Annotated in this window: 24 protein-coding genes; 13 read left to right on the top strand and 11 right to left on the bottom strand. The window is 70.8% G+C overall.

Going from position 1 to position 26,188, the window contains the following annotated elements:
- Window positions 1-52 precede the first annotated feature (52 nt).
- Both ACFFC4_RS14615 and ACFFC4_RS14610 read right to left on the bottom strand, forming a co-directional pair.
- Window positions 53-1,531, bottom strand: a complete 1,479-nt coding sequence (locus ACFFC4_RS14615) for an ATP-binding protein (protein ID WP_375502115.1) — start codon at window positions 1,529-1,531, stop codon at window positions 53-55.
- Window positions 1,532-1,541: 10 nt separating this feature from the next.
- A complete protein-coding gene (locus ACFFC4_RS14610) occupies window positions 1,542-2,297 on the bottom strand; it encodes a response regulator transcription factor (RefSeq protein WP_375502113.1) in 756 nt (251 codons plus the stop codon).
- A gap of 197 nt (window positions 2,298-2,494) precedes the next feature.
- Here ACFFC4_RS14610 and ACFFC4_RS14605 point away from each other — a divergent pair, with 197 nt between their 5' ends.
- Genes ACFFC4_RS14605 through ACFFC4_RS14590 form a run of 4 tightly spaced genes read left to right on the top strand, consistent with a single transcriptional unit; the run spans window position 2,495 to window position 6,095 of the window.
- A complete protein-coding gene (locus ACFFC4_RS14605) occupies window positions 2,495-3,421 on the top strand; it encodes an ABC transporter ATP-binding protein (RefSeq protein ID WP_375502163.1) in 927 nt (308 codons plus the stop codon).
- A complete protein-coding gene (locus tag ACFFC4_RS14600) occupies window positions 3,418-4,245 on the top strand; it encodes an ABC transporter permease (RefSeq protein WP_375502111.1) in 828 nt (275 codons plus the stop codon). The genes ACFFC4_RS14605 and ACFFC4_RS14600 overlap by 4 nt, the downstream gene beginning before the upstream one ends.
- 16 nt (window positions 4,246-4,261) lie before the next feature.
- Complete coding sequence (locus ACFFC4_RS14595; protein ID WP_375502109.1) at window positions 4,262-5,422, top strand: sensor histidine kinase; 1,161 nt, start codon at window positions 4,262-4,264, stop codon at window positions 5,420-5,422.
- A 10-nt stretch (window positions 5,423-5,432) separates the two neighbouring features.
- Complete coding sequence (locus ACFFC4_RS14590) at window positions 5,433-6,095, top strand: response regulator (RefSeq protein ID WP_375502107.1); 663 nt, start codon at window positions 5,433-5,435, stop codon at window positions 6,093-6,095.
- A gap of 42 nt (window positions 6,096-6,137) precedes the next feature.
- On the opposite strand, the gene ACFFC4_RS14585 is transcribed toward ACFFC4_RS14590, so the two are convergent.
- From ACFFC4_RS14585 to ACFFC4_RS14570, 4 genes are read right to left on the bottom strand one after another with little or no spacing between them, the layout of a single operon-like run.
- On the bottom strand, window positions 6,138-7,847 hold the full coding sequence (locus ACFFC4_RS14585; RefSeq protein WP_375502105.1) for an alkaline phosphatase family protein: 1,710 nt from the start codon (window positions 7,845-7,847) through the stop codon (window positions 6,138-6,140).
- Between the two features lie 20 nt (window positions 7,848-7,867).
- Window positions 7,868-9,082, bottom strand: a complete 1,215-nt coding sequence (locus tag ACFFC4_RS14580; protein ID WP_375502103.1) for a glycosyltransferase 87 family protein — start codon at window positions 9,080-9,082, stop codon at window positions 7,868-7,870.
- Window positions 9,079-10,014, bottom strand: a complete 936-nt coding sequence (locus tag ACFFC4_RS14575; protein WP_375502101.1) for a hypothetical protein — start codon at window positions 10,012-10,014, stop codon at window positions 9,079-9,081. The genes ACFFC4_RS14580 and ACFFC4_RS14575 overlap by 4 nt, the downstream gene beginning before the upstream one ends.
- A 5-nt stretch (window positions 10,015-10,019) precedes the next feature.
- Window positions 10,020-10,934: an undecaprenyl-diphosphate phosphatase gene (locus ACFFC4_RS14570; RefSeq protein ID WP_375502099.1), complete on the bottom strand. Its 915-nt coding sequence runs from the start codon at window positions 10,932-10,934 to the stop codon at window positions 10,020-10,022.
- A 159-nt stretch (window positions 10,935-11,093) separates the two neighbouring features.
- On the opposite strand from ACFFC4_RS14570, the gene ACFFC4_RS14565 reads away from it, so the two are divergent.
- Genes ACFFC4_RS14565 through ACFFC4_RS14555 form a run of 3 tightly spaced genes read left to right on the top strand, consistent with a single transcriptional unit; the run spans window position 11,094 to window position 13,942 of the window.
- On the top strand, window positions 11,094-11,789 hold the full coding sequence (locus ACFFC4_RS14565; protein ID WP_375502097.1) for a response regulator transcription factor: 696 nt from the start codon (window positions 11,094-11,096) through the stop codon (window positions 11,787-11,789).
- Between the two features lies 1 nt (window position 11,790).
- A complete protein-coding gene (locus ACFFC4_RS14560) occupies window positions 11,791-13,191 on the top strand; it encodes a sensor histidine kinase (protein ID WP_375502095.1) in 1,401 nt (466 codons plus the stop codon).
- Between the two features lie 10 nt (window positions 13,192-13,201).
- Complete coding sequence (locus ACFFC4_RS14555) at window positions 13,202-13,942, top strand: ABC transporter permease (RefSeq protein ID WP_375502093.1); 741 nt, start codon at window positions 13,202-13,204, stop codon at window positions 13,940-13,942.
- Here the strand turns inward: ACFFC4_RS14555 and ACFFC4_RS14550 are convergent.
- On the bottom strand, window positions 13,935-14,762 hold the full coding sequence (locus tag ACFFC4_RS14550; protein WP_375502091.1) for a hypothetical protein: 828 nt from the start codon (window positions 14,760-14,762) through the stop codon (window positions 13,935-13,937). The two genes, ACFFC4_RS14555 and ACFFC4_RS14550, sit on opposite strands and share 8 nt — an antisense overlap.
- A gap of 331 nt (window positions 14,763-15,093) precedes the next feature.
- On the opposite strand from ACFFC4_RS14550, the gene ACFFC4_RS14545 reads away from it, so the two are divergent.
- The 3 genes from ACFFC4_RS14545 to ACFFC4_RS14535 are packed head-to-tail and all read left to right on the top strand — an operon-like array spanning window position 15,094 to window position 18,077.
- Window positions 15,094-16,206 carry an outer membrane lipoprotein carrier protein LolA gene (locus ACFFC4_RS14545; protein WP_375502089.1) on the top strand — a complete coding sequence of 371 codons (1,113 nt, stop codon included), beginning with the start codon at window positions 15,094-15,096 and terminating at the stop codon, window positions 16,204-16,206.
- Between the two features lie 7 nt (window positions 16,207-16,213).
- Window positions 16,214-17,203, top strand: a complete 990-nt coding sequence (locus ACFFC4_RS14540) for an ABC transporter ATP-binding protein (RefSeq protein WP_375502087.1) — start codon at window positions 16,214-16,216, stop codon at window positions 17,201-17,203.
- Entirely contained in the window at window positions 17,190-18,077 is an 888-nt protein-coding gene (locus tag ACFFC4_RS14535; protein WP_375502085.1) for an ABC transporter permease, read from the top strand. The genes ACFFC4_RS14540 and ACFFC4_RS14535 overlap by 14 nt, the downstream gene beginning before the upstream one ends.
- A 21-nt stretch (window positions 18,078-18,098) precedes the next feature.
- On the opposite strand, the gene ACFFC4_RS14530 is transcribed toward ACFFC4_RS14535, so the two are convergent.
- From ACFFC4_RS14530 to ACFFC4_RS14520, 3 genes are read right to left on the bottom strand one after another with little or no spacing between them, the layout of a single operon-like run.
- Window positions 18,099-19,409 (bottom strand): sensor histidine kinase, encoded by a 1,311-nt coding sequence (locus ACFFC4_RS14530; protein ID WP_375502083.1) that lies wholly within the window; start codon window positions 19,407-19,409, stop codon window positions 18,099-18,101.
- On the bottom strand, window positions 19,406-20,080 hold the full coding sequence (locus ACFFC4_RS14525) for a response regulator transcription factor (protein ID WP_375502081.1): 675 nt from the start codon (window positions 20,078-20,080) through the stop codon (window positions 19,406-19,408). The genes ACFFC4_RS14530 and ACFFC4_RS14525 overlap by 4 nt, the downstream gene beginning before the upstream one ends.
- Window positions 20,081-20,084: 4 nt before the next feature.
- A complete protein-coding gene (locus ACFFC4_RS14520) occupies window positions 20,085-20,351 on the bottom strand; it encodes a DUF3040 domain-containing protein (protein WP_375502079.1) in 267 nt (88 codons plus the stop codon).
- 112 nt (window positions 20,352-20,463) lie between these two features.
- Here ACFFC4_RS14520 and ACFFC4_RS14515 point away from each other — a divergent pair, with 112 nt between their 5' ends.
- The 3 genes from ACFFC4_RS14515 to ACFFC4_RS14505 are packed head-to-tail and all read left to right on the top strand — an operon-like array spanning window position 20,464 to window position 24,380.
- Window positions 20,464-21,255 carry a hypothetical protein gene (locus tag ACFFC4_RS14515; RefSeq protein ID WP_375502077.1) on the top strand — a complete coding sequence of 264 codons (792 nt, stop codon included), beginning with the start codon at window positions 20,464-20,466 and terminating at the stop codon, window positions 21,253-21,255.
- A gap of 47 nt (window positions 21,256-21,302) precedes the next feature.
- A complete protein-coding gene (locus ACFFC4_RS14510; protein ID WP_375502075.1) occupies window positions 21,303-21,932 on the top strand; it encodes a DedA family protein in 630 nt (209 codons plus the stop codon).
- 30 nt (window positions 21,933-21,962) lie between these two features.
- Window positions 21,963-24,380 (top strand): CDP-glycerol glycerophosphotransferase family protein, encoded by a 2,418-nt coding sequence (locus tag ACFFC4_RS14505; protein ID WP_375502073.1) that lies wholly within the window; start codon window positions 21,963-21,965, stop codon window positions 24,378-24,380.
- A gap of 253 nt (window positions 24,381-24,633) precedes the next feature.
- Here ACFFC4_RS14505 and ACFFC4_RS14500 read toward each other — a convergent pair whose 3' ends face one another.
- Window positions 24,634-26,184: a glycosyltransferase family 39 protein gene (locus ACFFC4_RS14500; RefSeq protein ID WP_375502071.1), complete on the bottom strand. Its 1,551-nt coding sequence runs from the start codon at window positions 26,182-26,184 to the stop codon at window positions 24,634-24,636.
- Window positions 26,185-26,188: the final 4 nt, after the last annotated feature.

Below are 26,188 nucleotides of genomic sequence, written 5' to 3'. Positions count from 1 at the left end.
CTCATCCACCCGTTCCCGGCGCCCGGCCCGGCGACGCAGCCGGGCCGGCGATTCAGAGCAAGTCGAGAGGTTCCGGGCCTCCTGCGTCGTCCCGGGGCAAAATCACGACGAAGGCGGTGCGCCCCGGCCGGCTGGCGACCTCGAGCGAGCCGTGGTGGGCCGTGACGATGCTGCGAGCGATGGCCAGTCCGAGGCCGCTGCTGCCGTGCCCGGCGCGGGCTGCGTCCGCGCGGGTGAAGCGGTCGAACAGGTCCGGTTGCAGATCCTCGGGCACCCCGGGCCCGTCGTCGCACACCTCCAGGGTCACGTGGTCGGCCGCGACGGAGATCGTGGTGGTGACCGTCGTCCCGGCCGGGGTGTGGACGCGGGCGTTGCTGAGCAGGTTGGCGATGACCTGGTGCAACCGCTGCTCGTCCCCGACGATCTCGATCGGCTCCGCGGGCAGGTTCAGGTGCCAGTGCCGGTCGGCGGCCGCCGTCCGGGCGTCGTCGACCGCGTCGAGCACCAGCTGGCTGAGGTCGACGGTCTCCTGGGCGAGCGGGCGCCCGGAGTCCAGCCGCGCAAGCAGGAGCAGGTCGTCGACCAACGTCGCCATCCGGCTCGCGGCTGCGTCGATACGCACCAGCGCCGTCGCCGTACTGGCGGGTATGGTGTCCCCGGAACGGGCTGCGTACTCCGAATAGGCCTTGATCGTCGCCAGCGGGGTGCGCAGTTCGTGGCTCGCGTCGGCCACGAAGCGGCGCAGCTGGTTCTCGGTGTGGTCGCGAGCCGCCAGGGCTCGGCGCAGGTGGTCGAGCATGTGGTCGAAGGCCACGCTGACCTGGTCGACCTCGGTTCGAGGTTCGGCCGGGGCGATGCCGTCGGGCAGTTGGGTGGCGGCCTCGGTCAACGGCAGCTCCGAGACGTGCAGGGCGGTGTCGGCCACCCGCCGCAACGGACGCAGGGTGCGGCTGACCACGAACCCGGTCACCGCCCCGCTCACGATCACGACCACCGCGAACAGCACGCTCTCGATGACGATGAGCCGGCCCAGGACGTCGTCGACGCCGCGCATGGGCAGGCCGGTGATCTGGATGTCGCCGTCCCGGCCGGCTACCGCGCGCACCCGGTAGTCCCCGAGGGCGTGCAGGTGGATCGTGGACGGCCCGGCGCGAGCCGAGAGCGCCTGCAGCTCGGACCGGTCTCGCGTCGAGAACGACGGCGTGCTGTTACGACCGTCGTCGCCGATCACCGCGGCGTCGCTGATGCGGTGCCCGAGGATGCGCACGCCGAGCGTGCCCACGGACTGACCGCCGACGGCGTTGTCGGCGTCGCCGTCGTCGCCGCCCGGCGCGACCTGGCCGTGTTCCAGGCTGGCCGAGAACCGCCCGCCGGCCGACGCGAGTTGGGCATCAAGGCGATCGAGCAGGAAGTGTCGCAGCGAGAGGGTGGTCGCCACGCCGGCCACGGCGAACGCCGCGAGCAGCACGACGGCCATCCCGATCGTCAGGCGCGCGCGCAGGGTCCGGCCGGCCCAGCGGGGGCGTCTCATCGGCGCGCCATCAGGCGGATGGCGGACGCAGGATGTAGCCGGCGCCCCGCACGGTGTGGATCAGCGGCTCGCGGCCGACGTCGATCTTCTTGCGCAGGTAGCTGATGTACAGCTCGACGACGTGTGCGCGCCCGCCGAAGTCGTAGTTCCACACCCGGTCGAGGATCTGCGCCTTCGACAGCACCCGGCGCGGGTTGCGCATGAGGAAGCGCAGGAGCTCGAACTCCGTCGCGGTCAGCTCGATCAGGTCACCGGCGCGCCGCACCTCGTGCGCGTCCTCGTCCATGGTCAGGTCGGCTACCACGAGACCGGCCTGACCGGCGGTGGAGGTCCGGCCGGCGCGGCGCAACAGCCCGCGCAGGCGGGCCAGCACCTCCTCCAGGCTGAACGGCTTGGTGACGTAGTCGTCGCCCCCGGCCGTGATACCCGCGATCCGGTCCTCCACCGAGTCCCGTGCGGTCAGGAACAACACGCACACGGCCGGGTCCTCGGCCCGGATGCGGCGCAGCACCTCGAGCCCGGACAGGTCCGGCAGCATGACGTCGAGGATGATCGCGTCCGGCGTGAACTCCCGCGCCGTCGTCACCGCTGCGGAACCGGTGAGGGCGGTGCGCACCGCGAAGCCCTCGAGGCGCAGCACGCTGCCCAGGACCTCGGCGAGGCTCTCCTCGTCGTCAACGACGAGCACTCGGGTCGGTGTCCCGTCCGGGCGCAGCGGCGCGCCCGCCGGGATGGTCGCGCGCCGGGCACTTCCCGACGGCGTCATGCCCACAGGATGCCGGACCTTCCTCTGCGCCTGCTCTCAGTGGGTTCTGCTCTCCGTGGGTTCTGCTCTCAGTGGGTTCTGCGACCGGCTCATCCGATCGGATGACCCGTGGCACCGAGAAGACGGTCCGTGCGGACGAGGTGCCCGGCCCGATGGATTCCTACGCTGGAACAGGTGACACCACTGCGGAGCAACCCATGATCACGGCCGAGAACCTGACCAAGCGCTACGGCGACAAGGCCGCGGTCGACGACCTATCCTTCGTCGTCCGCCCCGGCATCGTCACGGGGTTTCTCGGGCCCAACGGTGCGGGCAAGTCGACGACGATGCGGATGATCCTGGGACTGGACGCGCCGACGTCGGGCCGGGTCACGGTCAATGGCAAACCGTTCGCCGAGCACGCCCGGCCGATCCACGAGATCGGGGCACTGCTCGAGGCGCGGGCCATCCACACCGGCCGCTCGGCCCGCAACCACCTGCTGGCCATGGCCGCCACCGCGGGCATCGGCCGGCAGCGCGTCGAAGAGGTCATCGACATGGTCGGGCTCACCGCCGTCGCAGGCAAGCGTGCCGGGGCGTTCTCGCTTGGCATGGGCCAACGACTGGGGATCGCCTCGGCCCTGCTCGGCGATCCGCAGATGCTGATCCTCGACGAGCCGGTGAACGGACTCGACCCCGACGGCGTCCGCTGGATCCGCACCCTGCTGCGCCGGCTCGCCGACGAGGGCCGCACCGTCTTCCTGTCCTCACACCTGATGAGCGAGATGGCGTTGACCGCCGATCACGTCATCGTGGTCGGTCAGGGCAAGCTGCTCCGCGACCAGTCCATGGCAGACTTCATCGCCGCGGCCTCGTCGGACATCGTGCGGGTGCGCTCACCGCATTCGGATCGGCTCGCGCACGCGCTGGCCGGCCCCGACGTAACCGTCACGAGCGTCGCCGACCAGACCCTGGAGGTCGCCGGGCGCACCAGCGAGGAGATCGGCACCGTTGCGGCAGGCGCCGGGATCACGCTGTTCGAACTCACGACGCAGAACGCATCCCTGGAAGAGGCCTACATGGCGCTGACCGAGAACTCGCTCGACTACCGCTCGGTCACGACCGAGTCGGAGCAGGCGGCATGAGCGCCCCCACAGTGGAGCGGCCGAGCCATAGTCGGCAGGACGCCCCGCTCGGCGTCGAACCGGTCACCCTGCCGCGGGTCGTCCGCTCGGAATGGATCAAGTTCCGCAGCCTGCGCTCGAGCTGGTTCGTCCTGGGCGGGGCCGTGGCGGGCATGCTCGTGCTGAGCCTGGTGATCGCCTACAACACCCGCCACATCACGCGGAACCAGGACGCCAACGACCTCGTTCCGTCGGCGACGCTGCAGGGTTACTACCTGGCCCAGTTGCTCATCGGGTCGCTCGGCGTGCTGTTCGTCTCCGGCGAGTTCAGCACCGGGATGATCCGGTCGACGTTTGCCGCGGTGCCGAAGCGGTTGCCGGTCCTGTGGGCCAAGCTGCTGGTGTTCGTCGTGGTGACCGCGGTGTCCATGATCGCAATCTCGATCGTGGCCTTCCTGGCCTCGCAGGCGTTCATTGGCCACTACCGCACGGGGTTCTCGCTGTCCGACCCCGGCGCGCTGCGGGTCGTCCTCGGCACCGGCGTGTACCTGACGCTCGTCGGCGTGATCGGCGGCATGCTCGGCTGGATCGTGCGCAGCACGCCGGGGGCGCTCGTCAGCTACTTCGCGCTGATGCTGCTGTTCCCGGTGCTGTTCGGCAACCTGCTCGGGACCTGGGGAAAGCACGTGGCTGAGTTCCTACCCGTGCAGGCCGGCGGTGCGTTCGCGACGTCCATCCCGGAGTCGCCGCACCTGTCCGAGTGGCCGGGGTTCCTCGTCCTGCTGGCCTGGGTCGTCGTGGGCGTCGGCATCGCCGCGGTCTCGTTGCGCCGACGCGACGCCTGACTGGCACGCTGGACGGATGAACCGGTCCCTGCCGTCCCAGCTGCGGATCCGTCCGCTGCTGGTCGACGCCGGGATCGCCGGCGTGACGGCCCTGCTCACCGTGCTGGTGGACGTGCTGGGGCCCGATTACCGGACGACCGGTGCCGCGTTCTGGGACGTGGCCCTGGCCGCGCCGCTGGTGCTGCGTCGGCGGATGCCCGCCGTCGCAGCGTCACTCATCGGCGCGATCTGCCTCGCGCAGTGGGCGGTGGGGACGCTGGCCAGCGGTGACGCAGCCGTACTGGTGATGCTGTTCTCGCTGGGTGCGTGGGAGGTCCGGCGATGGCTGCTCGGCGTGGCCGTGCTCGTGGCGGAGATCGGTGTGGTCCTGGCCGTCACCAGATGGGCACCGCCGTCGCACGCGTGGCTATCCGCTCTGATGATCACCGGCACCGTCACGGCCGCGTGGGTGCTCGGGGTCTACGTGCGTACGAGGCGCGCCTATCTGGCGTCCATGATCGAGCGAGCCGAGACCGCCGAGCGTGAGCGGGACACCCGCGCGAGCATCGCCGTCGGTGCCGAACGCGCCCGGATGGCTCGCGAGATGCACGACATCATCGCGCACAGCCTGTCGGTGATGATCACGCTCAACGACGCCGCCGCGGCGGTTGCCACGACCGACACCGTGCGCGACACCGTGGGCCAGGCGTCCGAGGTGGGCCGCCAGGCCCTGGCCGAGATGCAACGCATGCTTGGCGTCCTGCGCAGCGGCCCGCCCGAACTCGCTCCGCAGCCAGGCATTGCGCAGCTGTCCGACCTCGTGGCGATCGTGCGCTCGGCCGGGTTGTCCGTCGAGCTGTCGGTGACCGGTGAGCTCACGGACCTGGCCCCGACCGCCCAGCTGGCCGTCTACCGCATCGCGCAGGAGAGCCTGACCAACGTGCTCAAACACGCACACAACGTCAGCCGGGTGACGGTGCAGATCACCAACCGCGCCGGGCATGTCACCGTGCACGTGCGCAACGACGGCGACGAACCGGCCGCGCCCGCCACCACGCCCGTCGGCCACGGCCTGGCCGGAATGCGCGAGCGCGCCGGCCTCTACGACGGCCGTTTCGAGGCTGGGTGCGCCCCGGGCGGCGGATGGCTCGTGCGCGCCGACCTGCACGTGCCCGACGTCGCGGTCGCCCGGCGATGACCGGCCGACCGTGACGGTGCGCGTGCTGCTGGCCGACGACCAGCCCCTGTTGCGGCAGGGTTTCGCGATGATCGTGGGTGCCGAGCCGGACATGCTGGTCGTGGGTGAGGCGGCGGAAGGCGTCGAGGCGGTCGCGCTGGCCCGCGCGCTGCGCCCGGACATCGTCCTGATGGACGTGCGGATGCCCGGGCTCGACGGCATCGCGGCCACCCGGCAGATCACCGCCAGCCAGCCCGAGGTCAAGGTCATCATCCTGACCACCTTCGACATCGACGAGTACGCCTTCGACGGGCTGCGGGCCGGTGCGAGCGGCTTTCTGCTCAAGAACGCCCGGCCCGAGGACCTGCTGCGCGGTATCCGTGCGGTCGCCTCGGGCGACGCCGTGCTGGCACCGAGCACGACCCGCCGCGTGCTCGACACCTACGCCAGCACGTTCGAGCGCAGCACCGACCAACAGGCTGACGTCCTTGCCGTGCTGACCCCGCGGGAACGCGAGATCTTCACCGAACTCGCGGCCGGGCGCACGAACCAGGAGATCGCCGAGCGCCTGACGTTGTCGGAGACCACGGTCAAGACCCACGTCACGCGGGTGCTGGGCAAGCTCGAGCTGCGCGACCGCGTCCAGGTGGTCATCTTTGCCTACGAGAACGGCCTGACCCGGCCCGGCGGCTGATCGCCCGGGCCCTCGCTCCGCGCCCTCCCTCAGCGCCCTCCCTCAGGCCAGCGGCAGCACTTTCGTGTGGTCGGCGCGGACACCCTGCAACGCCTTCGGTGCGAGGCCGAGCAGCTGCAGGATCGTCGGCGCGATCTGCGTCGTCTGCACCCGGGCGCGGTCGGTCGCGCCGTGGCGGACGCCGGCCCCGGAGACGACAAGGGCGACGTCCCGGTCGTCGGCGGCGTTCCCGCCGTGCTCGGCGATCTTCTTCACCCCGCCGGTGTAGACGACGCCGTGCTGGGCCAGCCCGATGACGTCGGGCACGTGCGGGTCGCCGCGCCGCGCCCCGACCAGGTCGTCCGCGGCCGCTCCGGTGCGCACGCCGGTGAGCCCCGAGGCGGTGACCGTCGCGGAGTGCATGCCCTTGGCGTCGGTGATCAGGTTGGCCGGTGCGGAGTGCGACAGCAGGTAGGAGCGGACGAAGGACAGTGCGGCCGGGCTGCGGTCGGCGAGCCAGAGCAGCATCGCGTCGTCGTCGACCGAGAACGTCACCAGCGACGGCGTGCCCGGGTGGTGCGCCGCCCACGCAGCGTCCAGTGCCGAGATGATCGCGCTGTCGTCGACGCGGCGCAGCGCCTTCGGATCAATCGGTGACTGGCCGTGTTTGGCCGACAGGATGATCGTGGTGCTCTGCGTGAGACCGTCGCGGCGTAACCGTGCCTGGATGGCACCGACCTGGGCGTCGACGTAGTTCAGTGCCCTGCTGACCAGCGGCCCGGGAGCACCGTCGGACCGGTATCCGCCGGCGAGACCGTCGGACGTCGGCAGCTTCTGCGCCGTCGACAAGGTCTGGAAGTTCATCCCGAAGATGGCCGGGGTTCCGACGTGGCGGCGCCCGGAGTGGTCGTAGCCGTCGATCTCGTTCAAGACGGCGGCGACCTTCGTCGAGTCGTACTCCTGGGTCAACGCGTTGTCGGTCGTCCAGTCGTCGCCGGCGTTGTCTGCGACGGAGTTGATCTCCGGGGTGAACAGGTCGTCGATGCCGGTCCCGGACGGCCCGGACAGGATCTCGTAGGCCGCGTGCTTGTCGGACCACGCGGTACGCAGGCCGGCGGCGTGCGCGACGTCGAACACGGTGTTCACCCGGACGTAGTTGTGCGGATACACGGGCAGGCAGGTCTTCGGTGAGACCGGCAGAGCAGCGGGGTCGAGCAGCGACTGCGGGGTCGGCGTCATGGTCAGAATGGCTTTGGTGATGGCGGGTGCGTTCGCCAGGGTCTGCGCCAGGGTGTTGGTCGGCAGGCTGGTCAGCGCCGGGCTGGAGATGCCCTGACCAGCGTCCAGCGTGATCGGGTTCTGCGAGCGGTCGGCGGCCTCGGTCCAGGACACCTCCGTGCCCGGCTTGGCCGTGCTGCAGTCGCGCGTACCCGGTGGGAGCAGGGTGCGGTTGTAGGTGTCGTCGTAGTAGACGCCGCTCGTGCCCGGGTTCGCACCCGTGACCTGCGCGACCATGCCGGGGAACGAGTCGGACGGGAACGTTGTCTGCGCGTTGCCGTAGTCGACGCCGTTGCCCACGAGACGGCCGAGCGCCGAGCGCGGATGCGTGGCGACGTAGTGCGCGAGGTCGCTGCGGTGCAACCCGTCGACGGACAGCAGCAGCACGTGCCGCGCAGGCGGGCGGGGGTGCGCGGTGGCGGCCGGCGAGAGCGCGGACGCCCCCACTCCGGCGGTGAGCACAGCGGCGACAGCAAGGGTGCGACGACGGTTCACGGGACTCCATCCGAACGGCTTCATGAGCAGTTCCTGTGTACGGACCGTGGGTGCTGTCGGTGGGGCCGACTGGTGTCGCCCGGGTGAACGTCTCGTGGCCGGACTGCGGACGCCGACGAGCGCCGTCCGGCCAGGCGCCCGCGCTGCAGCACCAGCAGGACGACCGCGATCGGGACGTAGCCGATGCCGACAGCCTTCAGGGGCACGAACTGGGACACGACCGCGAACACAGCGGCCACCGCGAGCCACCGGGTGAGCAGCAGGTCACCCGCGCGCAGCCGCCAGAGCCCGCACACGAGCGGCAGGAACCAGACCCAGTGGTGCGGCCAGGAGACCGGTGACACTAGGCACCCGGTGACGCCGACCGTCCCGACGGCCAGCACGGCCAGCCCGGCCTCGGCGGCCCGGCACGCCAGGCGCAGGCCCCCGACGAGGATCGGCACGGCCAGGACGAGCCAGACCGCGGTGCCGAGGTGCGCCCCGAGCACCCGCGAGATCACCCCGTGAACCGACTGGTTGCCGACCGTGGTGAAGCTGCCGACACCGGTACCGGCGATGAGGTTGTGGGTCCAGTAGGTGCTCGACGTCCTCGGCAGGACGAGGAAGCCCCACAGGACCGAGACCGCGAAAGTGGCTGCGGCCGTGCGCGCCTCGCGGTACCGCCTTCGGGCCAGGAGGTAGACGACGAACAGCCCCGGCGTCAGTTTCATGGCGGTGGCGAACCCGAGGAGCACCCCACGCCGGAACACCAGGACGTCGGCCATGACGATCGCGGCGAGCAGCAGGTCGACCTGGCCGAAGCGCAGCGTGGTGACGACCGGCTCGCTGACGACGAGCGCCGCGAGCCCGAGCGTGCTGTTGCCGGCGCGGCGCCGGGCAGCGGCGAAGATGCCCGGTGCCGACAGGGCCAGCACGACGCCGAGCGCCCCGATGCCGCCCAGCACGAGGGCAGCCCACATCGCCCAGTTGGGCAGCCAGGCGAGCAGGGCCATGACCAGGGCCGCGAAGGGCGGGTAGGTGAACCCGTGCCCCTGCTGCTGGTAGGCGAACACCGCCCCGGTCGTCACCGCGGCCCGTCCGCCTTGGCGATAGATCTCGACGTCGCCGCGATCGGGACGAAGCGCGATGAGGCACCCGACCGAGGCGGTGGCGACGAGCAGGGGCCACGGCCCGTGCAGCAGCGCCGCCAGCCGCGATCGCTGCACCGCGACCGGCTCGACTAGCTGCGTGGTCACCGCCATGGTCGCCCGACCACTACGTCCACGAACGGCGGCGCACCGGTCCAGACCGGCCGCACGTCGATGTCGTCCGCAGGCCGCCACTGCGCGGTGCGCGGGTAGCTGAATACCTCGGTGACCGGCGCGCAGGGCGAATTGACCGCGACCCGCACCACGCCGTCGGTGACGTCGATCCCCTCGACCTCGCCACTGGCACCGGCGCACACGTCCTGCGCCGGCGCACTGCCGACCAGGCGAACGGACGCGGTGGCCCGTCCGCCGTGCACCGGGTGCTTCAGGTGCAGCGCCAGCAGTTGGCGGGTCACCGGGAACAACGACGTCGATGTGTCGTTTGTCGAACAGAGCAGGCGCGTCGGTGAGCTGAAGTCACAGCCTTGGACGTTTCGGACCGGATGACGCAGGTGGATCACGCCGGCCAACGGCAGGGTCTGCATGGGGGTCGGCGGCGGCTTCGTGGGCAACGCGAAGACGAGCAATCGGTTGACGGTGCCCCACTCGGCGGCGACGAACCACCGGGTGTTCGGCGAGATAGCCACGAAGGAGTTGTTGTACTGCTCCCCCGGCGCGAGCGGGTGCACGAGGAGAACGCGCGCGCCGTCGGGGTAGGTCACGGCGAACGCCTTGCTGGTCGCGCCCGCGGACCCCTGGTAGGCGTCGAGGACCAGGCCGCGGGCGGAGTCCGGGTCGCCGATGTGCACCCAGCCCAGAGCCCGCAGCTGCGCCGGGATGCTGTGGTGTCCCCGGGTCAGAAGAGGCTCCCCGTTGCCGACGAGCGTCAGCCCCTGATTGGCGACGGCGGCCGGCAGGCGGGTCTCCCCCGTGGCCGCGACGCCGGTCTCGACCACCGCCTGGGCGCGGTCGGTCACCACCGGGCTCAGGATCAGCAGCACCGCGAGCGAGACGAGCACAGCGAGCAACCGGCGCAGCACCGGCGTCAGAGGATCGTCACGCCGGCGCGCACCAGCACGAGGGCCACGATCCCCGCGACGACGCAGTACAGCGCATAGGGACGCAGGGTGCGGTTGGCGAACCACCGGTCGAGGAAACGGACCGCCACGTACGCCCCGATTCCCGACAGCACGCTGCCGAACAGCACCTGCCCCCGGATGCCGTCGCCGAGCGGACCGAACAGGTCAGGCACCTTGAGCACCCCGGCGGCCAGGATGACCGGCGTGGCGAGCAGGAAAGAGAAACGAGCCGCCTGCTGATTGCCCCAGCCGGCGGTGACGCCGGCCGCCATGGTGATGCCGGACCGGCTGATCCCCGGGGCGAGCGCGGCGACCTGGGCGGCGCCGACGAGAACGGACTGCCCGACCGGCCGTTGCGACAGCGCGACATCCACCTCGGTGTCGTCCAGCGTCTGCGGCCGGCGGCGCTGCAGCCGCTGCGAAAGCTCGAGCAGCACCCCGTTCACGATCAGGAAGATCGCGGTCAGCGTCGGCGTGGCCAGGTGGGTGCGGAACGTGTGCTCAAGCAGGAGGCCGGCAATACCCACGGGAATGGTGGCCAGGATGAGCAGCCAGATCAACCGCTCCTCGGGCTCACGGATCCGCCGATGCCGCACGGAGGTGTAGAGCCCGCGCATGAGCAGGGCCCAGTCGCGCCGAAAGTAGATGATCAACGCCAGGGCCGTGGCGACGTGCAACCCGACGATGAACGCCAGGTAGGGCGACTCGGGCGAGCGCACGTCCAGATCGCGCTGCCAGGAGCCGCCGACGATGGCCGGGATCAGCACGCTGTGGCCCAGGCTGCTGACCGGGAACAGCTCGCTGACGCCCTGGAAGGCCCCGACGACGCCAGCCTCGAGCCAGCTGAGATGAGTCACCGGGCCATCGTGGCGATGCTCCATGAAGCGTCGATGTAGTCGTGCGCTCGGTCACGCCCGGCCGCCCGGTCCACGCTGCGCTACATCGTCGTTTCATCCGGCGGGCCCACGATGCGCCGCATGCCCGCCCTTCGATCCGCTATGAGACGCTCGGCCTCGGTCCAGGATGTCAGGGGTGTCAGCGTGCGGTTGTTGGTCGTGGAGGACGACCCGCGGATGGTCACGCTGCTGACCCGGGTGCTGGAGGAGGACGGCTACGCCGTCGACAGCACCGGTGACGGCCAGGACGCACTGTGGCTGGCGACCGAGCACGACTACGACGCGGTCGTGCTCGACGGCATGCTGCCGGGCCTGGACGGCGTCGACGTGGTGCGCGGGCTGCGCGACGCCGGGCGCTGGACCCCGGTCCTGCTGCTCACCGCCCGCTCCGGTTTCGAGGACCGCGTCGCCGGCCTCGACGCCGGCGCCGACGACTACCTGGCCAAGCCGTTCAACTACGGCGAGCTCGCGGCGCGCATCCGGGCGCTCATCCGGCGCGGCGCCTCGGCCCGACCCGCCGTGCTGCGCAACGGCGATCTCCACCTGGATCCCGCGTCGCGACGGGTCACCCGCGCCGGCGACCGCATCGAGCTCACCACGAAGGAGTTCGCGCTGCTGGAGCTGATGTTGCGCCACCGTGGCGACGTGCTGAGCCGCACGTTCATCTTCGACCACGTCTGGGACTTCGCCTTCGACCCGGCCAGCAACGTCATCGACCAGTACATCGCCTCCCTGCGCCGCAAGCTCGACCGTCCCTACCAGCGCGACGACGTCCAGACGATCCGCGGTGCGGGCTACCGGCTGCGGCGGATCGACGACGCACCGCCCGACGAGGGCTGACGTGCGGCTGCCCGCCGTGCCCACTCGCCTGCGTGGGATCCGGGCCCGCCTCGTCGCCGTCTACGTGTTGGTCGCGCTCGCACTCGCGGCCGTCGGCTTCACCGCCTTCGTGTACCTGCTCGACAACGCGCTGCACCAGAGCGTCAACTCCGATCTCACCGCCAGCGCAAGCGCGGTCGCCGCCGACGTGACCAGCGGCCGGGTGGCGCGCTCGAGCCAAGCCCCGGAGATCGACGGTGCGCGGTTCACGTTGAGCACTATCACCGCCGTCTACGACCCGTCCGGGACCTTGATCGACGCCCAACCGAGCCGGCTGCCCGCCGATCCCAGCACCCTCGCCAAGCACCCGGGGTACATCTCGCTCGACTACGGCGGCAAGCCGTTCCGCTTCCTGCGCCGGACGGTGCACGCGCAGGGCGGCAGGTGGACGGTGATCGTCGGTCAGAGCCTGGCCACCGCCAACGACGCCAAGGGCGACGCGAAGCACGCGCTCTACGTCATCGTCCCCATCGCGATCGTGCTCTCCGGTCTCGGTGCGTGGTTGCTCTCCGGTGCCGCGCTGCGCCCGGTCGATCGCATGCGCGCCGATGCCCAGCAACTCAGCGAGACCGAGGCGCCCGGCGAGATCGGCACCCCGGGAACGTCGGACAGCCTCGACCGGCTCGCGACTACGTTCAACGTGCTGCTCACCAGACTGCACTCCTCGCTCGACCGGCAGCGCGACCTCGTCGCCGACGCCGGCCACGAGCTGCGGACCCCGCTCGCCGTCCTGCAGACCGAGCTCGAGACCGCCGACCGGCCGGGCCGCTCGCGCGAGGACCTCGCCGAGTCCATCAGGTATGCGCGCGCCGAGACCGCCCGCCTGGCCACCCTGTCCGAGGACCTGCTGCTGCTGGCCCAGGCCGACGGCCCGTCGCGGATCGTGCACCCGGAACTCGTCGAACCTGCCGACGTCGCGGCCGGCAGCATCGCCGCGCTGCGCGACGAGGCCACCGCGGCCGGCGTGTTCGTCGAACTGGACACCGCAGGCACCCCGGCGGTCGCCGTGCTCGACCCGGTCGCCCTGCGACGGGTGCTCGACAATCTCCTCACCAACGCGGTCCGGCACACACCGGCCGGCGGAGCGGTGCACGTCCGGGTTGCGCACGTGGGCGACGACCTCGAGATCCTCGTCGAGGACACCGGTTCGGGATTCCCGGACGACTTCCTGCCGCACGCCTTCGAGCGCTTCTCCCGTGCTGAGCGCAGCCGCAGCCGCTCGCACGCCCGCTATGGCAGTGGCCTCGGCCTGAGCATCGTGGAGACCCTCGTGGTCGCGCACGGCGGCACGGTCACGGCCGCGAACCGGCCCTCGGGCGGCGCCCGGCTGACGGTGCGGCTGCCCAGGCGGTTGCCCGAGTGAACGGTTCGCCGTGATCGCCGACGTGCGGCTGGCCGTCGGCCTCGTCGTGCTGGCCGCGATCACGGTAGCCGTCCTGACCTACGGACATATCCCGCTGCGTGGGGCGGTGCTCCGGGCGTCCGGACGGGCGGTTGTGCAGCTCGCCGTGGTCGCGGCCGCGCTGCGCGGCGCGTTCGCCTACCCACCGGCCGCCGCCGGGGTCGTGGCCGTGATGTTCACCGTTGCCGTCGGCACTGCCAGCCGCCGGATGACCGGTCACCCCCGCGCGCTGCGCGCGGTCACGCTCTCCTGCGCAGCCGGATCCCTCGTCGTCGTCGGGCTCGTGGTCGGCGCCCCCATCCTGCAGCGCGACGTACGCAACCTGGTAGCGGTCGCGGGCATCGTCATCGGCGGGTGCATGACCGCCGCGACGTTGACCGGGCGACGCCTGGCCGATGGGCTGCACCGTCGCCGGGACGAGATCGAGGCGTGGCTGTCGCTCGGGGCGACACCCCGCCAGGCCGTCCGGGACGTGGCCCGCTCGGCCGTGGTGGAGGCGCTGGTACCGGCCCTCGACCAGACCCGCACCGTCGGGCTCGTCACGCTGCCGGGCGCGTTCGTCGGAGCGCTGCTGGGCGGCGCGAATGCCACGGAGGCCGCCCGCTTCCAGGTGACGGTGCTGGTCGGGTTGCTGTGCGCGCAGGCCCTGACCTCGGTCGTCCTGGCCACCCTGCTGGGCGCGCCCGCGCAGCTGCCCGAACCGGCTAACTGACCGCTGGTTCGGGCTGCCCGTCGGCGTCCAAGGCACTCGTCTCGGTGGTCGACCTGCTGTTGAGGAACGCCCACTCCGAGGCACCGACCAGGACGGCGATCGCGACCAGCCCCACTGCGGCCACCGTCCCGTCGCCGAAGCCGAGGCCGTGGCCGATGCGGTGCGGCTTGCCGAACCAGTCGGCGAAGGAGGCGCCGAGCGGACGGGTCAGGACGTACGCGGCCCAGAACCCGGTGACGTCGCCGATCCAGCCGAGCCGCCAGGCGATGAGGGGCACCAGGATCAGCACGCCGAACAGCACGGCGGACGGGAAGAAGCCCAGGCGCAGCTCGGACGCGGTCAGGTCACCGGCGGCGGTGCCGAGCGCGAAGGTGGCCAGCACCGTCGTCCAGTAGAAGCGTTCGCGCCGCGCGGTGGTGACCGAGTGGATCGACAGCGAACCCTCGCTGCGGTACCACCACCCCAGCACGGCGGCGACCACCACGGCCCAGAACAGCGTGGAGACCGCGTACGGGACACCCAGGCCGACGTGCACACCGTCGGCGGCGACGGTGCCGAACACGGCGACCATCGTGACCGCCAGCCAGTAGACCGCGGGGCGGTAGCTTGCCATCCGGAACTGCCACCACAGCGAGGCGCCGAAGCCGCCAACGGCCACGAGGCCAGCCAGGACAAGCGGCACCGTCCCGAGGTAGTCCGACGCCGCCTCTCCGGTGCCGGTCGTGAGCAGCTTGATCACCCAGAACAGGACGGTGATCCGCGCGGGGACCTTGATCAGCTGGGTGGACGGGAGGCGGTGGGCGGCGGAGTCTTCGGGCACCGAACCAGGTTCCCGACCGTCAGATGTACCGAGGATGTAGCACACCGCCCGCTCTCATCAGTGACCTGCCGCCTCGTGCCGCGGCGATCCGTGGTGGCCGACGAGCAGCGGCAACCGCACGGATACCCGCATTGCCCCGCTCCGAAGCGGTGTCCAGGTGCGCCGATCCGCCGGGACCGGCGACGAGTGCCTGCCCGCTTCGGGCCGTGACCGGACGTCGCGGAGCCACACACCCGCGGCGCCCAAGGAACTGCTGAATGGTTACCTGAACCGAACCTGTACGGCGCCGACACCCACGTGCTTTCTCAACCGCACGGAGCATGCTGGAGCCATGAGCATTCTGACGGCCCCCTCCGACCGCACCCGACGCCGGCTGACCTGGGCCGCACCCGTCGTCGTGGCCGGCGTGGTCGCCGGCGCGGTGGCTCTGTCCGGAACCAACGCATCGGGCGCAACCCCGAATCTGCCGGCGAGGTCGCCGGCACAGTTGCTGACCGCGGTGCAGACGAGCACGGCCACCTCCTTCTCCGGGCAGGTCTCGGAGACGGCCGCCCTCGGCATCCCGACCCTGCCTGGTGGGCATTCCCGGGCGTCCCTGTCCTGGCAGACCTTCCTGAGCGGGACGCACACCGCTCGAGTCTGGGCCGACGGTGCCGACAAGCAGCGAGTTGCCCTTATCGGGGAACTGTCCGAGGCCGACGTCGTCCACCGCGGCATCGATCTGTGGACCTACACCTCGGATACGAACACCGTGACCCATTCGACGATCCCAGCGAACGGCCGCGCGGACGCGACGCCGTCCGCCGCCGACGCCACCCCCGCCGCAGTCGCGGCCAGAGTGCTCGAGGCGGTCTCCCCCACCACCGCCGTCACCGTCGACACCGCGCAGCGGGTGGCCGGACGCAACGCGTACACGCTCGTGCTGGCGCCCCGTGACACCCGCTCCACTGTGCAGAAGGTGACGATCGCCATCGACGCGAAGAAGTTCATCCCGTTGCGGGTGCAGGTGTTCGGCAGTGGGTCGACGCCGGCGTTCTCCACCGGCTTCACCTCGATCTCGTTCAGCCGACCGGCTGCGTCCACCTTCGCGTTTACGGCTCCGAAGGGGGCGACTACCTCGACCGATCCGCTCGGCCTGCACTCGACCGACCAACGTCACGACGCCCGACCGTCTGCTGGCGCCTCGCCCCGTCCCGGCACCACCGAAGCCAAGCCCATCGTCCTCGGCAGTGGCTGGACGTCGGTGCTGGAACTGCCGAAGGGCACCGCGGCAGCCCTCGGCGGGTCGAAGCTGCACGACCTCACCAGCGCCGTGGGCACCAGCGGTGACCGGCTGCTGCACACCGCCCTGGTCAACGCCCTGATCCTGCCTGACGGACGCGCCTTCGTGGGTGGCGTCACCCCCGCCCTGCTCGAACGCATGGCAGCCACCCACCCGCGGTGACCCCTCGATGACGAGCACGGAGCACGTCGCAGCTACGGCGCCGTCGCAGCGGCCGGGCGAAGCAACCTCGTACGCGATCCGCACCTCCGGCCTGACCCGTCGCTTCGGCGACCAGGTCGCCGTGGACCGCGTCGACCTCGCCGTCCCGCAGGGTGCGATCTACGGCTTCCTCGGCCCGAACGGATCGGGCAAGACGACCACCATCCGCATGCTGCTCGGGCTGATCGCCGCAGACGGCGGGGAGATCGAAGTCCTTGGGCGATCAATGCCACGGTCGGCGACCGAGGTGCTGCCTCGCGTCGGGGCGCTCATCGAGGGTCCGGCGTTCCATCCCTACATCAGCGGGGAGCAGAACTTGCGGCGGCTGGACGTCATGGACGCCACCGCCGACCCGGCCACCTCCGGCACCCGGATCACGGCTGCCCTGGCCCGGGTAGGGCTGACGGCGGCGGCTGACAAGAGGTACCGGAACTACTCACTGGGCATGAAGCAGCGCCTCGGGTTGGCCGCCGCGCTGCTGCAACCCCGCGAGCTACTGATCCTCGACGAGCCGACGAACGGCCTGGACCCGCAGGGCACCCGCGAGGTCCGCAAGCTCGTACGCGACCTGGCGCGCGACGGCATGACCGTGCTGGTGTCCAGTCACCTGCTCAGCGAGATCGAGCAGGTGGCCAGCCATGTCGGGATGATGGTGGGCGGCACGCTGGTGCGGCAGGGCACGCTCGAAGAGGTGCTCGCCGACGGGGCTCCGAGCGTGCGCGTGGAGACCCCGGACCGCGAGCTCGCACACCGCGTCATGGCCGGACTCGGGCTGGCACCGACGGCTTCCGCGGGCGACGCCCCCCTCACCGCCCGCATGGACGATCACGCGGTCGAGGTCATCGCCGCGGCCCTCGTCCACGCCGGGGTCCGCCTGCACGGGCTCAACGTCGACCGCCCCGACCTGGAGGACCTGTTCGTCTCGATCACCGGGGAGGGCTTCGATGTCCTTCGCTGAGGCCGGCGCGAGCGCCGGCACCGTCCGGGCCACGCCACCGCCCGCACCTAAGCGGTACCGCGGCGCCCTGCTGCGTCAGTACCGCGCTGAGGTGCGCCTGTTGCTGACCCGGCGTCGCAACTGGATCCTGCTGGCCGTGCTCGCGGTGGTCCCGATCTTCATCGGCGTCGCGGTCAAGATCAGCAAACCCGGCGGCGGGGACGGCCCGCAGTTCATCGGACGCATCACTGGCAACGGGCTGTTCCTGGTCTTCACCGCACTGACCGTATCCATCCCGTTCTTCCTGCCGCTCGTCATCGGCGTCGTCGCCGGTGACTCCATCGCCGGCGAGGCCGGGCAGGGCACCCTGCGCTACTTGCTCACTGTGCCCGTTCCGCGGGGCCGCCTGCTCACCGTGAAGACCCTCGCCGTCGCCACCTTCACCTTCCTGGCGGTGCTCGTGGTCTCGGTGGTGGGGCTGCTCACCGGGACGGCCCTGTTCGGCCTGCATTCGCTGGTCCTGCTCTCCGGTGACACCGTGGGCATCGGCAGCGCGTTGCTCCGGACGCTGGGCGTCGTCGTCTACATCACGATCGCCCTGTTCGCGTTGGCCGCCGGCGGCCTGTTCATCTCGACGCTCACCGAGAACGCCATCGCGGCCATGGCTGCGACGATCAGCATCGCCGTGTTTTCCGCGCTGCTCGACGCGGTGCCCCAGCTGTCCGCGATCCACCCGTACCTGCTGACCAATCACTGGCTCGGTTTCGGCGAGCTGCTGCGGACCTCGATCAGCACGGCCGACCTCTCCCGCTGGACGGGGCTGCATCTCGCCTACGCCGCCATCTTCCTCAGTCTTGCGTGGTCGCGCATGGTCACGAAGGACGTCACCAGCTGATTCGCAGTTCCGGTCGCCCGCTTAACCGGCAGGCAGCGTGAGCCGGAAGACCGTGTGTTCGCTCGACTCGTCGACCACGAGGTCGCCGTCGGCCGAGCGGGCCAACCGGCGGGCCAGGGCGAGCCCGAGACCGACCCCGTCGTGGCCGCCGTCCCGCGCGCTGAAGCCCGGCTCGAAGACCCGTTCTGCGAGGTCGTGCGGCAGCCGCGGACCGTCGTTGGCGACGTCGATCTCCACCACCGTGCCGCGCCGCCGGGCGGTCATCGTAATCGTGCGAGCTGCATAGCGACGTGCGTTTTCGACCACCGGAGCGAGCATGCGCACGACGAGGTCGTCGTCGACCTCGACGAGCAACGGCTCGGACTCGACGACCGTGCGCGGTCGACCGGTCGGCGCCGCGAACGAACGGAGCACGGCGTCCACCGAGGCTCGGCCCACCACGCCGGTCAGCTCGGTGCGGGCGGCCGCGAGCAGGGTGTCGATGATGCCGTCCATCGCGGCGCAGTTCGTGCGGATCTCCTGCAGCTCCTGTCGTTGCGCCGCGGAGGCGTTGTCCATCAGCAGCTCGACCTGCGCGGCCACGCGGGACAGCGGCGTGCGCAGTTCGTGGGACAGCTCCGCGGACGCGTGCCGCTCGTGGCGCAGAACCGCGGCCAGCCGGCCGAGCAGCCCGTCCAGCGACTTCGCCAGCGAGGCCAGCTCGACGTAACGTTGGTCGCCGCCGAAGCGTTCGTCCGGGGCAACGACCCCCCACTCCGCAGCCTGCCGGGTCATCTCCCCCACCGGACGCAGGGCCCGGCCGGTCGCGAAGCGCAGCACCGGGTACGCGCCGGCCAGCATCAGCACGGCCACGATGCCGACGCCGATCAGGGCGGTGTCCCTGGTGCGCTCGTACGGGTCCAGGTCGGCCGCCGCCACGATCGAGCCGACCTGGCGGCCGTGTGTCAGCAGAGGCAGCACGTAGAACCGCCGGCCGTGGCGGTCAGCGAAGTGCGCGGGCGTCCCGGCCAGCGCGTCTGCCACCCGTTGCAGCGCGGCCGCGACCGGTGGCCGGGCGATCGCCGTGCCGCCGCGGTAGACCCAGATGCTGCTGTCCAGCTCGCTGTCCGTGGCCGACTCGCCGACCCCGACCGGTTGACCCGCGCGGACGACCACGGTGGCAGAGGCGGCCTGCGCGCGCACCCGCAGCCCGTCGTTCACCTGCTGGTTCAAGCGGGACACCAGCACGAGTGACAGCCCCGTGGCCAGGATCAGCAGCCAAGCGGTGATGACGGCGAGGGCTAGCAGCGAGACCCGGGTGCGCAGGGTGCGGACGCGCAGCCGCCGCGTCACCGGGTCGGCACGACCTGGTACCCGACGCCGCGCGACGAGCGGATCGCGTACGGTGCGGAGACATCCACCAGCTTGCGTCGCAGCTTGCTCAGGTACTGGTCCAGCGTGTTGTCCGAGACGATCGCCCCGTGCGGCCAGCCGACCTCCCGCAACTGCTGCCTGCGCACGACTTCCATGTCGTCGACCAGCAACCGGGCCAGCAGCTTGTATTCGATGGGCGAGAGCTCCGCGCGGTTCTGCGACCACACGAGACAGTGGGCGACCGGGTCGACTTGCAGCTTGTCCGTCACCGGTCCGCCGGCCCGGACGTGCCGGCGCAGCAGGGCCTGCAGGCGGGCCATCAATTCAAGGAAGGAGAAGGGTTTGGTCAGGTAGTCGTCGCCACCCGAGGCGAAACCGACGAGCCGGTCGTGCACCTCGCGGCGGGCGGTGAGGAAGATGACCGGCGCGTCGACGCCGCGACTGCGCAGGGCCTGACACACGTCACGACCGTCGGAGTCCGGCAACCCGATGTCCAGGATGACCGCGTCGGGGGCAAGGTCGACGCTGCGTAGGGCCGCCTGGCCGTCGACGGCGGTGACGACGTCGAAGCCGTGCGAGCGCAGTCCGCGCGCCAGCAGGGTGCGCAGCTCGTGGTCGTCCTCGACCACGAGAATGCGTTGCGAGACCACCGCGTCAGTATTCGTCGTTCGCGTAGAAGCCGCGCACCATCGCCAGCCCTATCGCCGCCGTCCAGGCCACCGCACACACGATGGGCAGCTGGCAGGCGATCCCCACCGCGAGCGACGCGAGCAGGGCGACGGCGATCACGGCCGTCACCACGTCGACGGTCCGCGGCCGGAAACTGCCCCGCGACAGCCTGCGGGTCAGGCGCGGGTCCGACTGCCGCAGGGACGACGAGATCTCGGCGAGGTTGCGCCGTTCGACATCGGTCAGGGGCACCGGGCCAGTCTCACCCCGGAAGTCTGAACCGGGCCTGACCGTGTGGATCGGGCCCGGCCGTGGACCGCACGCAGTCAGGCAGCGTTCAGAGTGCGGACCTCAGGGTTGCCGCATGGACACCCGGACCCTCGCGCCCACCCGTCGACGATCGATGCTCAATAAGGTCCCCGAGGTGACCGTGTACTTCTGGGTCATCAAGATCTTGTGCACGACGGTTGGCGAAAGTTTCGCCGACTACATCAACGAGACTTTGGGCTTCGGCCTGACGAACACGACCCTGGTGTTCTCGGCCGCGCTCGTCGTCGCGCTCGTCGCGCAGTTCCGGCTGCCGCGCTACGTGCCGGGCGTGTACTGGCTCTGCGTCGTGCTGATCAGCGTGGTTGGCACGCTGCTCACCGACAACCTGACCGACGGTCAGGGCGTGCAGCTCTGGATCAGCACCACCGTGTTCGCGGGCCTGCTCGGCGTCGTCTTCGGGCTCTGGTACGCCCGCGAGCGGACGCTGTCCATCCACTCGATCGTGACGACGCCGCGCGAGAGCTTCTACTGGCTGACCGTGCTCGTCACCTTCGCCCTCGGCACGGCCGCCGGCGACTGGACGCTTGAGCTCACCGGCTGGACCCCAGGGACCGCGGTGTTGCTGCCGGCCGGCCTCATCCTGGCCGTGTTCGGCGCCTGGAGGCTCGGGGCCGGCGCGGTGCTGTCGTTCTGGCTGGCCTACATCCTGACCCGCCCGCTCGGCGCGAACATCGGCGACTACCTGGCCTTGCCGAAGGCCGACGGCGGCCTCGGCCTGGGCACGTTGTGGACGAGCGTGCTGTTCCTGTCCTGCATCGTCGGGGTGGTCGTCTACCTCTCGGTGACCAAGCGGGACCGCACCGAGGTCGACCGCGCAACAGCGTGACCGTCGACGACACGACCGCTACATCTTGGCCGACCAAAGTCGATGCGGTGCACACCCTCGCCAACCCGATCGGGCCTGACGCCCTGCTGTCCGGATCGGGGGCGCTGGTGATCCTGGCCCTCGTGTTGTTCGCCGAGTGCGGGCTGCTCATCGGGTTCTTCCTGCCCGGCGACACGTTGCTGTTCGCGGCCGGAATAAGCATCGCGACCGGCGCCATCTCCACGCCCCTCGCCGCGTTCCTGGTAGTGGCTCCGGTGGCCGCAATCGCCGGCAACCTGGTGGGCTACGCCATCGGCTACCGCGCCGGCCCGGTGGTGTTCGACCGGCCCCGCTCGACGCTGTTCCGACCCGAAAACATCGAGCGGTCCCGCCGCTTCTACGACCGGTTCGGCGCGCGCACCATCCTGATCGGGCGCTTCGTGCCGATCGTCCGCACGGTCGCGACGGTCATGGCCGGGGTCGGCCGTATGCCGTTCCGCAGCTACGCGATCTACAGCACCGTCGGCGGGATCGTCTGGACCGACGGAACGCTGCTGCTCGGTCACGCGCTCGGACATGTCGGGTTCGTGCGTCGCAACAAGGGCTACGTCGACTACCTCGTCGTCGCCGTCGTAGTCGTCAGCCTGATCCCGGTGATCGTCCATTACGTGCAGGACCGACGCCGTGCGCCCCGCTGACCCGGCCCGAGTGCTTGAAGCCGCCCAACCGTGACCTCGCGGCTAAACGCCATCGCCGGTCGTGGCCGGAACCTCGCCGAGCACGAGGTCGTGGCTCGCTTCCGCCGCGCACGGATCGACCCTAGCGCGGTGTTCCTGGAGTCGTTCGCCGGCAACGGGATGCTCTGCAACCCTGAGGCACTGTTTCGCACATTGCTCACGGCACCCGACCTGGCGCATCTCCGCTTCGTGTGGGCGTTGTCCGGCGACGGGCACGCGGCGACGCGCGCGCAATTCGCCGGCGAGCCCAGGGTCAGCTTCGTCCACCGCCGGTCGGTGCCCTACTACCGCGAACTCGGTCGCGCCCGGTATCTGGTAAACAACGCGACGTTCCCGGTGGCCTTCGCCAAACGGGCCGAGCAGGTATTCCTGGCGACCTGGCACGGAACCCCGTTGAAAGCGATGGGCTACGACATGCCCGGCGGAGCGTTGGAATCAGCGAACGTCGTACGTAATCTCGTTGCTGCCGACTACCTACTCGCGCCGAACGAGCAAACGGCATCGATGTACCTCGACGCCTACCGGCTGCACGACGTGTGGCGCGGCCAGTTGCTGCGCGCGGGCACCCCCCGCATCGACCGGCAATTCGCAACCGGGGCAGAGCGCACCGACATCCGCGCGCGACTCCGTCATGACGGAGTCGCGCTGTCCGAGACCGGCCGAGTGGTGCTGTACGCGCCGACCTGGCGCGGCACGTTCGCCACACCGGACCGCGACCACGACCGGTTGTGCGCGGACCTCGCCACCCTGCGTCGGCAGCTCGGAGCGGAGTCAGACATCCTGGTCAAGGTTCACCAACGCGTCTACGCCCACGCGGCCTCAGACCCGCGGCTCGCGGGCACGCTCGTCCCAAACGCGGTTCCCACGAACGACGTACTCGCCGTCACCGACGTGCTGGTGAGCGACTACTCCTCGATCCTGGTGGACTTCCTCGCGACCGGGCGTCCCGTCATCCGTTACGTCCCCGATTTCGAGGACTACGTCGCGAACCGTGGTCTCACCGTCGACCCGGCCGCGCTGCCGGGACCCCTCTGCCGAACCCTCAAGGACGTCTTCGATGCGCTCGGCTCAGATCTGACCCAGCAGGCCTGCTCGGCCGAGTACGTGCACGCGCGAGAGACGTACTGCGGACTTGAGGACGGGCACGCATCGCACCGGGTGATCGACGCAGTCTTCCGGGCACCGCACCGAACCCGGCCCGCCATTCAGCACCGCAGATCCGTGCTGATCTATCTCGGCGGCATGCGGACGAACGGCATCACGACCGCCGCACTGTCCCTGCTGCGGAAGCTGGACTACGAGCGGCTCGACATCACCGTCACCTTCCCGGCCCCGCACTCTGTCGAGACCGAGAACAACGCCGCACTCATCGATCCCCGCGCTCGGCAGCTGCCGCGTCTCGGACGCCTCACCTGGACGCAGGTCCGCGCGACGCCGTTCCCGGTCGTGGGTGGCAGGTCGCCCTTCGTCGAGGAGCTGCTGCTTCAGGAACGCCGGTTGCACGATGAATGGCGGCGCTGCTTCGGCGATCTGCGTTTCGACCACGTGGTCAACTTCGCTGGTTACTCGGCCTTCTTCACCAAACTCCTGCGGTGCGCGCCAAGCGGCATGAGCGCCATCTGGCTGCACAACGACATGCGCGCCGAGATGGTGAGTCCTCGCCGCGGGGCGTGGCTGCGGGCCAACGTGCGGCGGACCACGTCGCTCTACGTCACGGCCGACAGCCTTGTCTCGGTATCGCCCGCCCTCGAGGACGTCAACCGGCGCGGGTGCGCAACCCTCGCTCAGGCACGTCACTTCGGTCATGCACGGAACACGGTCGACGCTGCGCGTATCCGCGAGCTGGCCGGTCCGACGGGCCGGGCTCGCGGTCTGCCCGCTAGCGAGAACGCGCCGGGCACCTTCGTGACCGTGGGGCGGCTATCGGCGGAGAAGAACCATCTGCGTCTGCTGCGCGCGTTCGCGAGTGTGCACCACGACGACCCCCACACCCGACTGGTCATCGTCGGCGGCGGACATCTCGACGCAGATCTTCGCGTGGAAACGCAACGACTCGGCATTGCAGACGCAGTCGTCTTCACCGGCTCCGTCGAGAACCCCTTCGTCCTGATGGCGAAGGCCGACTGTTTCGTGATGTCGAGCGACTACGAAGGGCAGCCGATGGTGCTGCTGGAGGCGCTCGTGCTGGGCCTGCCGATCGTCACGACGGACTTCGAGTCCGTTGGCGGGGCCCTTCCCGTGGGAAGCGGCCTCGTCGTCTCGCGCGACGTCGGCGCGCTGGCCGAGGGAATGCGCGCCTTCTTGCGTGGCGAGGTACCGTCGTCGGCGTTCGACGATGATGCATACAACGCTGAGGCCGTCGCGGAGTTCTACCGCGCAATCGGCGTTCCGAACAGCGTCCTGCAGTAATTCGAGTGGATCACCTCTTGTGCAGGGCGTATCCGTCCGCAGCAGCCAGCACCGGACCTCGCCCGAGGCGCCGTAGCGTGCCCGGTGCGATGCCCGCGGCGCGCGGGTCGAGGACCACCCACGCTGCCCCGGAGGTCGGGTACCGGGGCAACGCCCGCTGCCACGGGTTGTACGTCTTCAGCGTCCGAGAGCCACCGGTCCGGGACGGGCGGACCCCCCCCCGGCCCCGCCGGGCGCGCCACGACGTGCGGCGTCACGGCTCTACCCGGTACACCACGTGACCGCCGGCCCGGACGAGCACACCGTCACGCCGTACCTCTCGGTACGTGGACGTGGAGAGGCCGGTTCCGCTTCCGCGCACGATGATCACCGCGTCGCCCGAACGCAGGTAGGCGGTGAGATCGCGCTGCCACCGCTCGTTGTCGACGCGCCGCCCGCTGCTGCGGTCGGACCCATAGGTGCGGCCCGTGACGTCGACCCAGTTCCGGCAGCCGTTCGCGAAGCTGCGCGAAAGCGCGTCGAGTTCGATGAGCCCCATCGGGGAATCACTCAGCACGCATCGCGCAGAGCTAGCACCGCGGGTCAGCTCGGCTGAACCAGGGAACGGCCGCACCGCACTGCGTCCCGAGGCGATTGCCGTTAGCGTGATCGCGGCCATTGCAGCGGTCAGCGCCCACCCGGCGCCGGGCAGCCGCATCGGCCGGGCCCGGCCGGGATGCGCCGCGGCACCGACCGTGAGCGCGGCGGCCACCGCGACGAAGTCGGCGTAGTAGGAGAACCAGGACGGCGCGGCCAGTAGCACGACGCCCTGCACGACGAGCAGCACCACCGCCGGACGGGCGGCACGCAGAGTCCACGCGCGGCGCGCGACCCACCCCACGGCGAGCAGCAGCACCACGCTCGTCACAGCCAAGGCGGACTGCGAGAGCGGCCCGGTCAGGCGCGTGATCGAACTCAGGTCGGCCAGCCGGGTCAGCGGCGAGGCCGACGTCGTCCCCCGCGTCACCTGGTCGACGACGACCGAGGACCACATCGCGTGCGGGGACACCGCGAAGAACGGCCCGTCCACCAGCACGCTCACCCCGACGGCGCCGGCCAGGGCCTGCCCGACCGTGCACCGGGAGCGGGTGCGACAGCCGAGCCAGACCACGAGCGCGACCACCGGGACGATCCACCAGATCTTGACGCTGACACTCGCGCCCGCGGCCGCGCCGGCCGCGACGGCCCACCGCGCGCCACCACCGTCGATGACCCGCAGGGCGGCGAGCAGCCCGAGCAGGAACAGCAGGTTCCCCACCGGCTCGAGCTTGATGAGGAACTCGCTGCCGATGGCCCCGAACCAGAGCGCGTAGAACAACCCGGCGACCGTCGCGCGGCGCGTGCCGAGCCCCATCCTGCGTGCCACCCGCACGACGAGGACCGCGTTGATCCCCCCGAGGACGGTGCAGGCCAGGATCGTCGTGGTGAAGGCCGATTCGTCGCTCATAACCCGGGTGAGGGCGGCGAACGGGCTGAGCACCAGCATCTCGACGGGCGGGTGGATCAGCATGAAGTCGCGGTACGGCAACCGGCCATGCACGAACGCATCACCGGCGGCGAAGTACACCCCCGCGTCGTAGCCGAAATTGCCGTGCAAGGCCCCGTGCCGCACGATCACCGCGACCCGGGCCGCGACCGCGATCAGGAACACGGCCAGTTGGGCGACGGCCGGGCTCAGGCGCCACCACGACGTCCCGGCTCGTCGGTCGGCCGGACGCTCGGCGAAGGCGGTCGGGGGTCGGGGTCGGACCGTCGTCGTCGACACCGGC

It is taken from the genome of uncultured Jatrophihabitans sp. (genome assembly GCF_964244045.1).
Lineage (GTDB): Bacteria > Actinomycetota > Actinomycetes > Mycobacteriales > Jatrophihabitantaceae > Jatrophihabitans.
The sequence above is the reverse complement of the archived record's forward strand: the minus strand, read 5'-3'. Positions and strand labels throughout refer to the sequence as shown.

Bases quoted from the DNA above. Each gene is read 5' to 3' on its own strand.
- ACFFC4_RS14615 (WP_375502115.1), bottom strand. From the start codon at position 1,531: ATGAGACGCCCCCGCTGGGCCGGCCGGACCCTGCGCGCGCGCCTGACG.
- ACFFC4_RS14610 (WP_375502113.1), bottom strand. From the start codon at position 2,297: ATGACGCCGTCGGGAAGTGCCCGGCGCGCGACCATCCCGGCGGGCGCG.
- ACFFC4_RS14605 (WP_375502163.1), top strand. From the start codon at position 2,495: ATGATCACGGCCGAGAACCTGACCAAGCGCTACGGCGACAAGGCCGCG.
- ACFFC4_RS14600 (WP_375502111.1), top strand. From the start codon at position 3,418: ATGAGCGCCCCCACAGTGGAGCGGCCGAGCCATAGTCGGCAGGACGCC.
- ACFFC4_RS14595 (WP_375502109.1), top strand. From the start codon at position 4,262: ATGAACCGGTCCCTGCCGTCCCAGCTGCGGATCCGTCCGCTGCTGGTC.
- ACFFC4_RS14570 (WP_375502099.1), bottom strand. From the start codon at position 10,934: ATGGAGCATCGCCACGATGGCCCGGTGACTCATCTCAGCTGGCTCGAG.
- ACFFC4_RS14545 (WP_375502089.1), top strand. From the start codon at position 15,094: ATGAGCATTCTGACGGCCCCCTCCGACCGCACCCGACGCCGGCTGACC.
- ACFFC4_RS14540 (WP_375502087.1), top strand. From the start codon at position 16,214: ATGACGAGCACGGAGCACGTCGCAGCTACGGCGCCGTCGCAGCGGCCG.
- ACFFC4_RS14535 (WP_375502085.1), top strand. From the start codon at position 17,190: ATGTCCTTCGCTGAGGCCGGCGCGAGCGCCGGCACCGTCCGGGCCACG.
- ACFFC4_RS14515 (WP_375502077.1), top strand. From the start codon at position 20,464: ATGGACACCCGGACCCTCGCGCCCACCCGTCGACGATCGATGCTCAAT.